13 protein-coding genes are annotated in these 12,280 nt (G+C 39.8%); 8 read left to right on the top strand and 5 right to left on the bottom strand.

Going from position 1 to position 12,280, the window contains the following annotated elements; translation table 11 throughout:
* Nucleotides 1-377: 377 nt before the first annotated feature.
* Entirely contained in the window at nucleotides 378-1,295 is a 918-nt protein-coding gene (locus tag QLQ22_RS03975; protein ID WP_223439883.1) for an aldo/keto reductase, read from the bottom strand.
* A 423-nt stretch (nucleotides 1,296-1,718) separates the two neighbouring features.
* On the opposite strand from QLQ22_RS03975, the gene QLQ22_RS03980 reads away from it, so the two are divergent.
* The 3 genes from QLQ22_RS03980 (at nucleotide 1,719) to QLQ22_RS03990 (ending at nucleotide 5,453) form a co-directional block, all read left to right on the top strand.
* The gene (locus QLQ22_RS03980) at nucleotides 1,719-2,294 is read left to right on the top strand and encodes a glycerol-3-phosphate responsive antiterminator (protein WP_223439885.1); all 576 of its coding nucleotides are present in this window, start codon (nucleotides 1,719-1,721) and stop codon (nucleotides 2,292-2,294) included.
* A gap of 327 nt (nucleotides 2,295-2,621) precedes the next feature.
* Nucleotides 2,622-2,804 (top strand): twin-arginine translocase TatA/TatE family subunit, encoded by a 183-nt coding sequence (gene tatA / locus QLQ22_RS03985; RefSeq protein WP_223439887.1) that lies wholly within the window; start codon nucleotides 2,622-2,624, stop codon nucleotides 2,802-2,804.
* 318 nt (nucleotides 2,805-3,122) lie between these two features.
* Complete coding sequence (locus QLQ22_RS03990) at nucleotides 3,123-5,453, top strand: alkaline phosphatase D family protein (RefSeq protein ID WP_284016041.1); 2,331 nt, start codon at nucleotides 3,123-3,125, stop codon at nucleotides 5,451-5,453.
* Nucleotides 5,454-5,681: 228 nt separating this feature from the next.
* On the opposite strand, the gene QLQ22_RS03995 is transcribed toward QLQ22_RS03990, so the two are convergent.
* Nucleotides 5,682-6,518 carry an EcsC family protein gene (locus tag QLQ22_RS03995; protein WP_223439893.1) on the bottom strand — a complete coding sequence of 279 codons (837 nt, stop codon included), beginning with the start codon at nucleotides 6,516-6,518 and terminating at the stop codon, nucleotides 5,682-5,684.
* Between the two features lie 143 nt (nucleotides 6,519-6,661).
* Between QLQ22_RS03995 and QLQ22_RS04000 the strand changes: the two genes are divergently transcribed.
* The 3 genes from QLQ22_RS04000 to QLQ22_RS04010 all read left to right on the top strand — a co-directional run bounded on the left by QLQ22_RS04000 (nucleotide 6,662) and on the right by QLQ22_RS04010 (nucleotide 8,713).
* A complete protein-coding gene (locus tag QLQ22_RS04000; protein WP_284016042.1) occupies nucleotides 6,662-7,492 on the top strand; it encodes an aldo/keto reductase in 831 nt (276 codons plus the stop codon).
* 195 nt (nucleotides 7,493-7,687) lie between these two features.
* Nucleotides 7,688-8,275: a class D sortase gene (locus tag QLQ22_RS04005; protein ID WP_284016043.1), complete on the top strand. Its 588-nt coding sequence runs from the start codon at nucleotides 7,688-7,690 to the stop codon at nucleotides 8,273-8,275.
* 12 nt (nucleotides 8,276-8,287) lie between these two features.
* The gene (locus tag QLQ22_RS04010; RefSeq protein ID WP_284016044.1) at nucleotides 8,288-8,713 is read left to right on the top strand and encodes a GNAT family N-acetyltransferase; all 426 of its coding nucleotides are present in this window, start codon (nucleotides 8,288-8,290) and stop codon (nucleotides 8,711-8,713) included.
* 175 nt (nucleotides 8,714-8,888) lie between these two features.
* Here the strand turns inward: QLQ22_RS04010 and QLQ22_RS04015 are convergent, their stop codons facing one another.
* Nucleotides 8,889-9,797, bottom strand: coding sequence for an RluA family pseudouridine synthase (locus QLQ22_RS04015; RefSeq protein ID WP_223439901.1), 909 nt, complete (start codon nucleotides 9,795-9,797; stop codon nucleotides 8,889-8,891).
* A 158-nt stretch (nucleotides 9,798-9,955) separates the two neighbouring features.
* Between QLQ22_RS04015 and QLQ22_RS04020 the strand changes: the two genes are divergently transcribed.
* On the top strand, nucleotides 9,956-10,357 hold the full coding sequence (locus QLQ22_RS04020) for a DUF5365 family protein (RefSeq protein WP_223439903.1): 402 nt from the start codon (nucleotides 9,956-9,958) through the stop codon (nucleotides 10,355-10,357).
* Between the two features lie 105 nt (nucleotides 10,358-10,462).
* Here the strand turns inward: QLQ22_RS04020 and QLQ22_RS04025 are convergent, their stop codons facing one another.
* Both QLQ22_RS04025 and QLQ22_RS04030 read right to left on the bottom strand, forming a co-directional pair.
* A complete protein-coding gene (locus QLQ22_RS04025) occupies nucleotides 10,463-10,927 on the bottom strand; it encodes a thioredoxin family protein (RefSeq protein ID WP_223439905.1) in 465 nt (154 codons plus the stop codon).
* 1 nt (nucleotide 10,928) lies between these two features.
* Nucleotides 10,929-11,366 carry a disulfide oxidoreductase gene (locus tag QLQ22_RS04030; RefSeq protein WP_223439907.1) on the bottom strand — a complete coding sequence of 146 codons (438 nt, stop codon included), beginning with the start codon at nucleotides 11,364-11,366 and terminating at the stop codon, nucleotides 10,929-10,931.
* A 460-nt stretch (nucleotides 11,367-11,826) separates the two neighbouring features.
* On the opposite strand from QLQ22_RS04030, the gene QLQ22_RS04035 reads away from it, so the two are divergent.
* A complete protein-coding gene (locus QLQ22_RS04035) occupies nucleotides 11,827-12,222 on the top strand; it encodes a CBS domain-containing protein (protein WP_223443143.1) in 396 nt (131 codons plus the stop codon).
* Nucleotides 12,223-12,280: the final 58 nt, after the last annotated feature.

The raw sequence follows: 12,280 nt of genomic DNA on the forward strand, positions 1-12,280 counted from the left end.
TAAAATGTCAACAAAAATATAAACATTAATTCAGCTCTGAAAATAAGAAAATATTTGCAGTCACAAGGAGGGCTTTGCATTTAATAAATTAGAGCACATCTCAGAAAACCAACAAATTTCACCTTGGAATATTTTTTCAGCTTCAAATAAAAAAGAACTATAACAAAAAGAGGATTTCCAAAACAAAATTCTTTTAAAAATGAAGGTTGTTTATGTTAAGTGATTTTTGGTGTAACGAAAAATCCCAATTCCTCAGCATTAAAATTGAGAAATTGGGATTTAGGTATATCATTTTTTTTTACTAAAGGGAGCTACAAAATAATACAGCGAATCAACCAATTAGTGAATCAAGAAATACTCTATGGTTGTTCAACTGATTAAGGCAGTACATTACCTGCAGCACGATAAATGCCATACCACTCCTCGCGAGTAAGACGGATATCACTTGCCTTACAGCAATCCTTTAAACGGCCTTCATTCATCGTGCCGATAACCGGCTGCATGTTTGCTGGATGTCGCAATAACCACGCGATAGCGATGGTTGAGCTGCTTACTTCATATTTGTTCGCGACTTCATCAATCTTTTGATTCAATTCAGGAAACTTGTCGTTACCCAGGAAAACTCCCTCAAAGAATCCGAATTGGAAAGGGGACCATGGCTGAATGGTAATATCGTTCAGTCTGCAATAATCAAGTATGCTGCCATCTCTGTTCACAGCAGAATCATTAACCATGTTCACATTAAATCCATTAGAAATCATATTTGCATTGGTAATACTTAATTGAAGTTGATTAGCGACGATTGTTTGCTTCACCGACTTCTTAAGTAATTCGATCTGCATTGGATTCTGATTGGAAACACCAAAGTGACGAACTTTTCCAGAACTTTCAAGAATATCGAAAGCTTCTGCTACTTCTTCTGGTTCTACCAACGTATCCGGACGGTGCAGAAGCAGAATATCCAGGTAATCTGTATTCAATCTCTTTAAGCTTCGGTCAACTGATTCTAAAATATGTTCTTTTGAAAAGTCGAACATTCCTTCTCGAATACCGCACTTAGATTGCAAAACAATCTTTTCACGAATATCATCGTTCATATGGATGGCTTCAGCAAATATTTCCTCGCATGTTCCACCCCCATAAATATCAGCATGGTCGAAGAAATTTGCACCTAATTCAAGTGCTGATTGCACAAAGTGTTCAGCCTCGGCCTTTTCCAGAGAATTAATGCGCATACAGCCCACTGAAACAACAGGCACCTCTAAAGTACTTTTTCCAAGTTTCATAGTCCTCATGATAGATCCTCCCTAATGTAACTGTGTAATTTCATATAATTCGTTTGAACTTTTCTTCGGCAATGGTAGTCAATAAATTGAAAATTCGGTTATGTATCCCTTATTGATTGTGACACACTGGTAAAGCGTTTTCAAGAAATTACTCCGATGTATTCAACCTTGTCCTCCATACAGAGGGCAGTTGCTCTTTTCCATAAAAATAGTCAGACCTATATTGATATAAACCCTATTTCCCTTTTCCCTATTGTCATTAGCAAAAGAGTTCCTATTGCAATTTGCCCAGCTTACACAGCGGCGTTAAAAGAGAACCCTTATTTTATCTGTATTAATTATAAAATGAATTTAAATCTTAATAATCCTTTACAAAAATTAACTTAACGATTAATAAAGAAATGATAAAACTAAATATCTGGAGGTGAATTAATGGAGAAAAAAATCCTTGTAAAAAATAATCCTATTATAGCTGCTGTACGTGATGTCTCCTTAATTGAAAAAGCGGTTCTTTCACCTGTAGAAACGATATTTTTAATGTCCGGTGATATTTTTACAGTTGAACACTGTGTGGAGGAAAGCAGAAAAAACAACAAATCTATTTTTTTGCATGTTGATCTTATAAAAGGGATAGCCAATGACCGTGAAGGAATAAAGTATTTGTCAAAAAAAGTGAAGCCAGATGGAATTGTTTCAACAAAAAATCAGTTGATTCAAGCAGCTAAAAAAGAGGGATTACTAACCGTCCAGCATTTATTTATGATAGATACACAAGCTTATGAAAATGGTATACGAAATATTTCTACTATAAACCCCGATGCAATTGAAATTATGCCGGGATTAATGCCGCGAGTGATTCGAGAATTTTATGAAAAAATTGATTGCCCTATTATTACAGCGGGATTAATCAAACATCCAAATGAAATAAGAGAGGCAGTAGATGCTGGAGCACACGGAGTAGCCGTTGGAGCACCTGAGTTATGGGACCTGGACTATAAAAACTATTAGAATGAACTTTTTATTTAAATAAAAATGAAAAAAACACATAAAAAAATTCTATTTTAATAAATGAGTCTTAAGATTGAATTGTTGATAGGTAAAATCAATAATTCTTAACGTAAAGCTTATATAAAATTTACAATGCTATGTCAAAATATCCTTATAAGCAACAACAACTGCACACTTAACATACCCCAGGGTGGAGTATATGGAGAAAACCCAGGTATAGTTACTAGTTCTATTAAACATATAACCGTATGTTTTATTAGGACTGACTATACTTGGGTTTTTTGTTGCTAAGCTTATAAAATATCAGTTTAATTAGGAGGGAAAAACATGCCTTTTGGCAACATTGGAATTCCTGGATTAATTTTAATCATCATTCTAGCCCTTATCATTTTTGGCCCCTCAAAGCTTCCTGAACTTGGAAGAGCTGCTGGAAGTACACTGAAGGAATTTAAGAATGCAACAAAAGATCTTATGAGTACGGACAAAGAGACGAATAAGGATCAAAAATAAGATTATCGAAAACAAGTCTAGTAATCTATTAGGTTCCAGGGTAGAGGTGCCGTAGTATGAACGATAATGAGATAGAACAAATTGCTCACTTAGAAGAGTTGAGAAAGCGTCTGATGGTTGTTCTTGACCTATTTTTACATAACAGTAACGCCTGTTCTATTACTCCGCCTAATTTGATTTCAAACATTTTAGTTCTAGTTCCTCACGTTCAGCTTAGAATCTGGGGATGCAATTAAAGTTTGCAGCAGGTATATATCGGAAAATTAGTGATCTAGCAATGTCCTTACCTTTAAAAACGATCAAATGGGAGAGATACAGTTGAAATACGAAAATTGGTTAAAGGATTTTAACTCTAAAAAAATGACACGCCGAAGCTTTCTAGAATCCACTGGAAAAACAGCTGCCTTTACAGCACTCGGCTTCTCGCTGCCTGCAATCAAATCGGTTCAAGCAGAGGAGGCACCAATTTTTTCTGCTTACCCATTCACTCTTGGCGTTGCCTCTGGTGATCCATTGTCAGACAGTGTTGTTTTATGGACAAGACTTGCTCCAAACCCGCTGGCAGAGGACGGAAACGGAGGAATGGACAATCGGTACGTCCCGGTCGAATGGGAGATTGCAGAAGACGAGCAGTTCAAAAAGGTTGTTCGAAGCGGTAAAGAAGTTGCAGGCCCAGAGTTAGGTCATTCAGTGCATGCAGAAGTCTTTGGTTTGAAACCATGGAGAGAGTATTATTATCGTTTCAAGGCCGGAACAGAACTCAGTCCAATTGGCCGGACGAAGACTGCTCCTGAAGAGGGAGACCATCTGAAGAGTCTCTCGTTTGCAATCGCTTCATGCCAATCCTGGACAGGTGGCCGCTTTGCAGCTTATAAAAATATGGCACAAGAGGATTTAGATGTTGTTTTCCACCTAGGAGACTATATCTACGAAAAAGGCAATACAGAAACGCTGACAGATTATCGCCTTCTTCATGCTCAATACAAAACATCACAAGATTTGCAGGAAGCTCATCTAGCCTTTCCGTTTATCGTGACGTTTGACGATCATGAGGTTGACAACGATTGGGCGAATGATATTTCGGATCCGAATTTTCCGGAAGGGGAGCGTGAGCGTTTTCTGGCAATTCGTGCGGCAGCATTCCAGGCGTATTATGAGCACATGCCGCTTAGACGCCGTTCGAAGCCAAACGGCCCTGATATGCTTCTTTACCGTAAATTTACCTTTGGAGATCTTGCAGAGTTTAGTGTTTTGGACACAAGACAGTATCGGGATAATCAAGTCGGGACAGGATTCCCGGGAGGACCGCTTGATCCAGAAGCTTCGAATCCAGAACGAACAATCATGGGTTCTGAGCAAGGAGCCTGGCTAATCAATAACCTCAGTCGTTCGCGTGCAAAATGGAATGTGTTAGCGCAGCAAACGATGATGGCACAATATGACTATGACACAGGCGATGGCATCAGTGTAAATCATGACCAGTGGGATGGGTATTCCGCTGATCGGGACCGTCTTTTTGAATTCATTAAAAGACGCCGGCCATCCAACCCGGTTGTTTTAGGCGGCGATTGGCATTCAAGCTGGGTCAATGATCTAAAGGAGGACTTTAACAATCCTAAGTCCGAAACACTGGCAACTGAGTTTATTGGAACGTCAATCAGTTCTGGTTGTGGCTGGAAGGACAAGGTAGAAGAGGCGCTATCCGTAAATCAGCATGTAAAGTTCTTTGACGGTGACTATCGTGGATATGTACGTTTCCATGTCACACATAAATCTTGGCAAAGCGATTATCGTGCTGTTTCTTCAGCTAGTGATCCAAATGCTGCCGCTAGCTCCCTGGCATCTTTTCTTGTAAAGAATGGAAAACCTGGGGCCATCCGCATCGGTGGAATCGATGTATCCAATATTGTTGCGAAAACAATGTTCTCGGGAAAACCAAACCCTGTTTTAGTTGACCTTAGCAACGGGACAGAAAAAGCAGTTAAGGTAAAGGTGGGCATAAAGGTTGCAAAAGAATGGAAGTGCGAGTTCAAAAATATCGTCCTTGAACCGGGCAGTACGACAACAGTGGAGTTCATGGTAACACCTCCTCCCCGCATGCCGGTTGCGGAAAAACTTAGCTTAGATATAAAAGCTGGCAAAACACCTATTTATGGAGTCGCCAGAGAGTTATATGCTGTCTCAGTTCCATCAAGTGACGAGCTTGTACTCGCGCTCGATTCAGGAGGTACTTCAAGTCCAATTCTTCCGTCTTATGCCAGACTTTCTCCTGATGATAAATGGGATGAGGCCAAAGGGTATGGATGGATCGGAACTGTGCCGGAATTTAGAGACAGAAATAAGCTAGATGAACTGCAGCGTGATTTTACCTTATCTCGCAACGGAACAACCATTCTTAGACTTAAGGTGCCTGCAGGGATTCATAAAACATCTATACTGACAGGAGATGCTACTTTTTCTTCTGGAAATACAATCATAAGATCGGAGAGCAATCTTCTGGGTGAATCTGGAGAAGAACTGACTCCTGGTCAATTTAAATGGATTACCTTTGACTTAGACGGAGGAGCACTGGGAAGAGAAATTGATCTTGAAATTACCGGGGCTTTGAAGGAAGGGTTTTGGCGTATAGTTTCCTTAATTATGATGTAATATAAGGCACTTTGATCTTATAAAATGGGGCGATGGCAATATTATTGTCACCATCTTAAGCATACTGCCAAGCGTGGAGTATAGGTAAAAACCCAGGTATAGCCTTAGTTTGATGTGACATAAACTATAAAGTTTGTGTTTATGCCTAACTATACTTGGGTTTTTTCTGTTTTCTTTCATAGAAGACTGGCAAGTGATGGCTAAAAATACCTTAGTTTTTTAATTAGCTCAGCGCTGAGTTCCTTTTTCTTCTATTATCAACGCTTGATCAGACTCCAGCCTTTCAAGAATTCTTCTTTTCTGATATAACATAATTCCTGTTTCAGCAATATCCTTAACCATCGAACGATTTGTATATGCCCCGAACAGCATGCCGGCAACCGGCACCATCTGCAGCAATTTTTTCAGTCCAAATTGGTCGCGGTATGTATAAACAACCTCGCGCCATCCCTGAAGTTTTGACATCATTTCGGCAGGCTCCATGCTGCGGTTATAATATCCCGATAGTTCGTTTAGGATCGCTTGTTTGCCGACAATATCTGCTGAAGCAAATTGAAGGCACTTTACGATGAATATCCTCTCTTCCTTGTCTTCAGGATCATAGCCATAAGCAACCGAGATTTCCTGGAGCGTTTTTAAAGAAAGTCCGAGCAGGACAGGAATGTCAACGGCAAGAGTGAAAATTCCTCCAAATCCGGTTGTCGCACCCTGCACAGTGGCAACATTTCCCCGGTTTGTTCTCAGATCCCCGCTTACGAGGTTCATGACTTTTAAAGGCACTTTTTTCATATCATCTATGGTGTTTACCGTCTCATCCGGAATGAGCAGCTGGACTTTTTTCAGAATGCCGTTTTTTTGTGTTAAATACTTGCCGCCGCTTTGAATGAAGCTTCCCAGTTCATCAAGCAGAACACCGATTTTCTTTTGAATAAAAGAAGGTGTCAGCTTATCTAATAATTTAAAGGGAATCCGGCCGATTTTCTCCCAGAAAAATAACCCTTTTTGGTCATCTTCCCATTTTTCAATCTCTTTTAAATGACTGAGGAGCTGTTCTTTCGTTTCCATTGCACAAACCGCACCCTTTCACATAACAATCTTCTTCCATTTTAGCAAAAAGAAGGTGGAAATAGAAAATATGAGTCATATTTTTTGGATTTTGCAGAAGTTTATCAGATAATGAAGATAAAAGCTGAAAGGGGAATGATATCATGGCAAAAAATCTGCAGGATTCAACATTATTACATAATGGCGTGAAAATGCCTTGGTTTGGACTTGGAGTATTTAAAGTAGAAGATGGAGCCGAGGTTGTCAATTCAGTGAAATGGGCAATTAAAGCAGGCTACAAAAGCATTGATACTGCTGCTGTCTATGGAAATGAAGAAGGCGTAGGACAAGGGATTAAAGAAAGCGGCGTTCCCCGTGAAGAATTATTTATCACAACAAAAGTGTGGAACGCAGATCAAGGATATGAATCCACTTTAAAAGCATTTGATGAAAGCATGAAAAAGCTTGGCTTGGAATACTTAGATTTATATCTTGTTCACTGGCCTGTAAAAGGAAAGTATAAAGATACATGGAGAGCGCTTGAAACGCTTTATAAAGAAGGAAAAATAAAAGCAATTGGCGTAAGCAACTTCCAGATTCACCATCTAGAAGATGTGATCAAGGATGCTGAGATTGTACCGATGGTTAATCAGGTGGAATACCACCCTCGTTTAACTCAGAAAGAACTTCAGGCATTCTGCAGGCAGCACAGCATTCAGCTTGAAGCCTGGTCACCGCTTATGCAGGGAAAACTTCTTGATGATGAAACGTTAACTGAAATTGCTGAAAAGCACGGTAAATCTGTTGCCCAAGTCATTTTGCGATGGGATCTGCAGAACGAAGTTGTCACGATTCCAAAGTCTGTTAAAGAACACCGCATTTATGACAATGCATCGATCTTTGATTTTGAATTATCACAAGAAGAGATGGAACGCATTGATGGTTTAAACCACGACGAGCGTGTAGGTCCGGATCCGGATAATTTTGATTTTTAATTAATAAGTGAGACAGGCTGTCCAATGCGGATAGCCTGTTTTTTCTTGTTTATTAGCAAAAAATTTACAGCATCCAAATCAAGCTCCTGACCCTTAATCCAGTCCATTTATTTGGAAAATTCTGATGTGCAGTTTAGACATATTTGATATAATCAGATTGATTAAATGCGCGGACAAAGGGGAAGTGCCGATTCCATGAATATATTCAAAACCTTTTCACTCTTATTAATTATTGGAGGCCTTCTTTTTACGGGATATGGTGTATGGCAGATTGTTGAGACAAATGTAAAAACAAATCAGTCATTGGCAGACGCACAAGCTGCGATCAGGTCATCAGAGGAAAAGAAAATGCCTTCTCCATCACAAGAGAAAAGGTATGAACCGGAGATTGGGGATGCTGTCGGTATTCTTAAAATTGACCGCTTAAATGCAGAGCTGCCGATTGTGGAAGGAACAGATCCGGATGACCTGGAAAAAGGAGTAGGGCATTACAAGGGGAGCTACTATCCGAATGAAAACGGCCAGATCGTGCTGTCAGGGCACAGAGATACAGTGTTCCGTAAAGCGGGAGATCTGATAATTGGCGATTCATTAAAAATTCTGCTGCCATATGGCGAATTTGAATACAAAATAAAGTCCGCTAAAATTGTCGATGCAGACGACATGAGCATTATCACGCTTCAAAATGAAAAAGAAGAGCTCATTTTAACAACGTGCTACCCTTTCAGTTTTGTCGGCAATGCGCCCGAGCGCTACATTATTTATGCGGAAAAAGTAAATTAGCGGAGGTTTATCATGATTGCTATTCGGGAGATTAAAGAGGAAGATAACTTTAAGAAAGCTTATCCAGTTATGTCTCAATTGCGCACAAATCTCAGCGAGGAAGAGTATCTTCATTTGCTCGAGCCGATGAGGAAGCAGGGATACCGTTTAATAGGCCTATTTGAAAATGAACAGGTTAAGGCATTAGCAGGTATCATCGAGCTTACAAATTTCTATAACGAAAAGCACATTTATGTATATGATTTAGTCACAGATGGAGCATCTCGATCAAGCGGGTTTGGGGAAAAGCTGTTAAACTGCGTTGAAGAACTTGCTAAAGAAGCCGGCTGCGGCATGATTACATTAAGCTCAGGCAATCAGCGGATTGATGCGCATCGTTTTTATGAAGAGAAGATGGGCTTTGACCGCGTCAGTCATGTATTTAATAAGAGATTATAAAAGAATGCCCCAGAAATTATGGGGCATTTTCTTGTTTTAGGAGGAAACTGGAAAAAAGAAAGTAAAAGGCTCTTTTTGGCAAATAAATCAGAAGTTTAAGCAAGTAAATGTCTTTTTCCTGCAAGTAAAACCGGTGATTTGGAAAGTATTTGCACAAACCCCAAAATGTGATCTCTTAAAATTGCAGCTTCATCATTAATTTTTTCATATCTTCTGGGAAATCCGCGCTTACTGACACTTTTTCAGCTGTAAAAGGATGCATAACTGTTATTTCTGAAGCGTGCAGAGCTTGGCGGTTTATCAAGTTTTTGTTCCCGCCATATAAGTCATCCCCTGAAATCGGATAGCCAATGTGGCTCAGATGGACACGAATCTGATGGGTTCGGCCGGTTTCCAGCTGCAGTTTAACAAGTGACACATCAAAACGAGTATTGTAATCTTCCGTTTTAAAATGAGTTAGTGCAGGCTGACCGCTGGGAGATACTCTTCGACGGGTCGAATGATGCCGATCCTTTCCGATCGGCTGATCAATCTTTCCTTTTTTCTGCTTCAATTTCCCTTGTACGATGGCTGTATAAGTTCTTTTGATTAGCCGTTCTTCAAGGAGGCGGTCCAGGATAGCATGAGATAAGGCATGTTTGGCAAAAACGATTGCACCTGAGGTATCGTGATCAAGTCTGTGTATATGTCTTATTTTTCTAGTCATCCCCTGAACCTGTAAATGAAAGGCGACTCCATTAGCAAGTGTGCCGGTTTGGCCCGGTTCATTTGGATGTGTATCCATTCCGGCAGGTTTATTGACGATTAAAAAATGCTCGTCCTCAAATAATAAATCAAGCTCCATGTATTCTGGGATGATATCAAGATCCTCATCTTGAAATAAACGAATCATAATGGAGTCTTTTTCATTTAATGGCGCCGTCCAATTTGGAAGGGAGTCATTTATTTTTACTTCATGTTCCATCCGCCATTTATGAATGAGCGTTTTTGGTGCATTCAGTTTTTCTTTCAGAAACTGCTGGAGGGAAATCCCTGCCCATTCTTTCTTAACCGGAAATTCCATCCATTCTCCTTTGATTTTCATTGCAATCCCCTATCTATCAGTAGTCTACCAAGTATACTAAAGATGCTAATTGGATGTCCAAGCTAGAAACGGAAACACTTACCTCTCCTTCAGGCATTAGAGCTATGTTATTCTAGCAGTAAGATAAATGCCCGATCGCATTAAAGAGGTGAATGAATTTGAGAATTGTTTTTGCATCAACCGAAGAGCAGGAGCAGTACATTGAAGAACTGATTGAAACTATGTATGAAGAAATTTTCCCGCAGTATTTTTCAGATGAAGCGATTGATCAGCTGGATGAACTTGCCGTTTTAAAGCCGCAAACAGAAGACATGCAGTATAATGGCACGCTAAAAGAAGCCTTTCAAATCATGTCCAGTCTTCAAGCCCTTACAGCATTGCTTAATCATTTGGATCAGCGGTCTGAAGAAGAACACAGGGAACTTTACGACCGAAATATAACTATCTTAAAGCAGTACGGCTATCAATTCCCCCTTACATTTGATCATTTTCTTTCTTCAAAAGAGAAGGCTGAACAAATCAGCAAGTACGGGAAGCCGGCAAATAAGTGGATCGTATAATAAAAGGGTACACGGCCGTGTACCCTTTTTTTTGTATTTAGAACCCGGACTTTTCTGTCAGAGCCGTATCTGTCTGCCGGGGCTAAATGGGTGATTCCGCTTTGCTTATTTCCAATTACTCAATAAATCCTTAAAATAAGCCCCATCATTATAGCCTTCTACACGATCGACTTCTTTTCCGTTTTGATAGCGGACAAGTGTTGGAGTAGCTTCGATTCCGTACTGCTGCCAGCCGTCTTCAAACTCAAGCAGGTTGAATTGGCCGATTTCTACCCCTGCTTCTTCTGCAGCAGGCATTAATTCAGGAGTCGTTCTTTTGCAGTGTTCACAAGTTGGACTGAAGTAATAAACAACAAAGTCCTCTTTTTTATCCATTTTTTCATCTACTTCTTCAGGAAGAATGATGTTCTGATAATTTGGGTCTTCAAGCTGGTCAACAGTAGCAGGATTCAGCTTGTCCTTGCCATATGGATTGCCTTCTGCTTTTTCTGTTTGCTGATAATTTGTTACAAATGCCAAACCGCCGAATAACACGATAACAATACCTGCAAAAATTAAGAGCTTCTTCATATTAACGACCTACCTTCATTTTTCTGTAAATATTTAAGCTTGTCACAAATACAATTGTAAATCCGATTAGTGCCAGAAATGGTATTGTAATAAATCCAAGCCAGTTGATGTATTCTCCAGTACAGGGAACAATGCCGCATGATGCTGAATTTTCGCCTACAAAATCAATTTTTTGAACCGCATAATGATAAATGGAAATCGAACCGCCAATCGCAGATAAAATCATGGAATAAAACGCAATTTGGTAATCCTTCTTATAGATCGCAATGCCAAGAATGACGACAAGAGGATACATTAAGATCCGCTGGTACCAGCAAAGATTACAAGGGATGAATTCCATAATTTCTGAAAAGTATAAGCTCCCAAGCATTGAGATGAATGAAGCCGCCCATGCAATAAATAATTGATTTTCTATGTATTTTTTAAGTTTCTCTGACACATTATCGCCTCTCCATTCATGAGTTTACACTACATATTATAGTCCTCGATCAGAGTCTTGTAAAACCAAACTTTCAAACGGTCCGAAATTGAAAAAAAAGGCCCTGATATGCTGATCCGCTCATGTTTCTTTTTCTATATTCTTTTGTCTTTTTGTTTCGGTCTGATGTTCCAAATTTGTACAGTTCTGAAGCAATCCATATTAAAGGAAAACATGATCGTTTCAAATGAAGGATCCTGTTACGCCGCTCCATTTTAGTCTGCTTTCTTCTTTCAAAACGTTTATCCTCTACACCTCTTAATGAAAAAGAAAGGTGAATGCCAACTTCAAATTACCGGCAAAAATTCATGGATTTAATTGAGAGTAAAGGTCACATTTTCTAAAAGAAAAGACAGAATTAATGCACATACTATTAGCTGAAAGGAGCTGTTTTAAGTTGAATTCATCTATCAGAGAAAGTATGTCAAAAGATCTTGTCACGATTTCTTCCTCACAAAGCATTCAGGAGGCTGCAGAACTGATGAGCAGCAAAAATGTTGGTTCCATTCCTGTTGTGGACGGGGGGCAGGTAAAAGGCGTCATCACAGACCGGGACATCACGCTCCGTTCAACAGCACAAGGCAAGTCTAATGATACGAAAGTGGCAGATGTCATGTCTTCAAACCTTGTGACAGGAACACCTGACATGAGCAGCGAAGAAGCAGCGCAGCTGATGGCGTCAAATCAGATTCGCCGCTTGCCGATTGTTGAAAACAATCAGCTTGTAGGCTATGTTGCACTGGGTGACCTTGCAACTGATCAAATGTCTAATGAAGCCGCAGGACATGCACTGACTAATATTTCAGAGCAGCACTAATAAGGGAGGCACCTGCGAAGTATAAGCAGGTGCTTTCTTTTCTTTTTCCGTTATATAA

The organism is Metabacillus hrfriensis, assembly GCF_030127205.1.
Taxonomy (GTDB): Bacteria; Bacillota; Bacilli; order Bacillales; family Bacillaceae; genus Bacillus_P; species Bacillus_P dongyingensis.

Bases quoted from the DNA above. Each gene is read 5' to 3' on its own strand.
- QLQ22_RS04005 (WP_284016043.1), top strand. From the start codon at position 7,688: ATGAATATATTCAAAACCTTTTCACTCTTATTAATTATTGGAGGCCTT.
- QLQ22_RS04010 (WP_284016044.1), top strand. From the start codon at position 8,288: ATGATTGCTATTCGGGAGATTAAAGAGGAAGATAACTTTAAGAAAGCT.
- QLQ22_RS03995 (WP_223439893.1), bottom strand. From the start codon at position 6,518: ATGGAAACGAAAGAACAGCTCCTCAGTCATTTAAAAGAGATTGAAAAA.
- QLQ22_RS04015 (WP_223439901.1), bottom strand. From the start codon at position 9,797: ATGAAAATCAAAGGAGAATGGATGGAATTTCCGGTTAAGAAAGAATGG.
- QLQ22_RS03975 (WP_223439883.1), bottom strand. From the start codon at position 1,295: ATGAGGACTATGAAACTTGGAAAAAGTACTTTAGAGGTGCCTGTTGTT.
- QLQ22_RS04025 (WP_223439905.1), bottom strand. From the start codon at position 10,927: ATGAAGAAGCTCTTAATTTTTGCAGGTATTGTTATCGTGTTATTCGGC.
- tatA (WP_223439887.1), top strand. From the start codon at position 2,622: ATGCCTTTTGGCAACATTGGAATTCCTGGATTAATTTTAATCATCATT.
- QLQ22_RS03980 (WP_223439885.1), top strand. From the start codon at position 1,719: ATGGAGAAAAAAATCCTTGTAAAAAATAATCCTATTATAGCTGCTGTA.
- QLQ22_RS04000 (WP_284016042.1), top strand. From the start codon at position 6,662: ATGGCAAAAAATCTGCAGGATTCAACATTATTACATAATGGCGTGAAA.
- QLQ22_RS04035 (WP_223443143.1), top strand. From the start codon at position 11,827: ATGTCAAAAGATCTTGTCACGATTTCTTCCTCACAAAGCATTCAGGAG.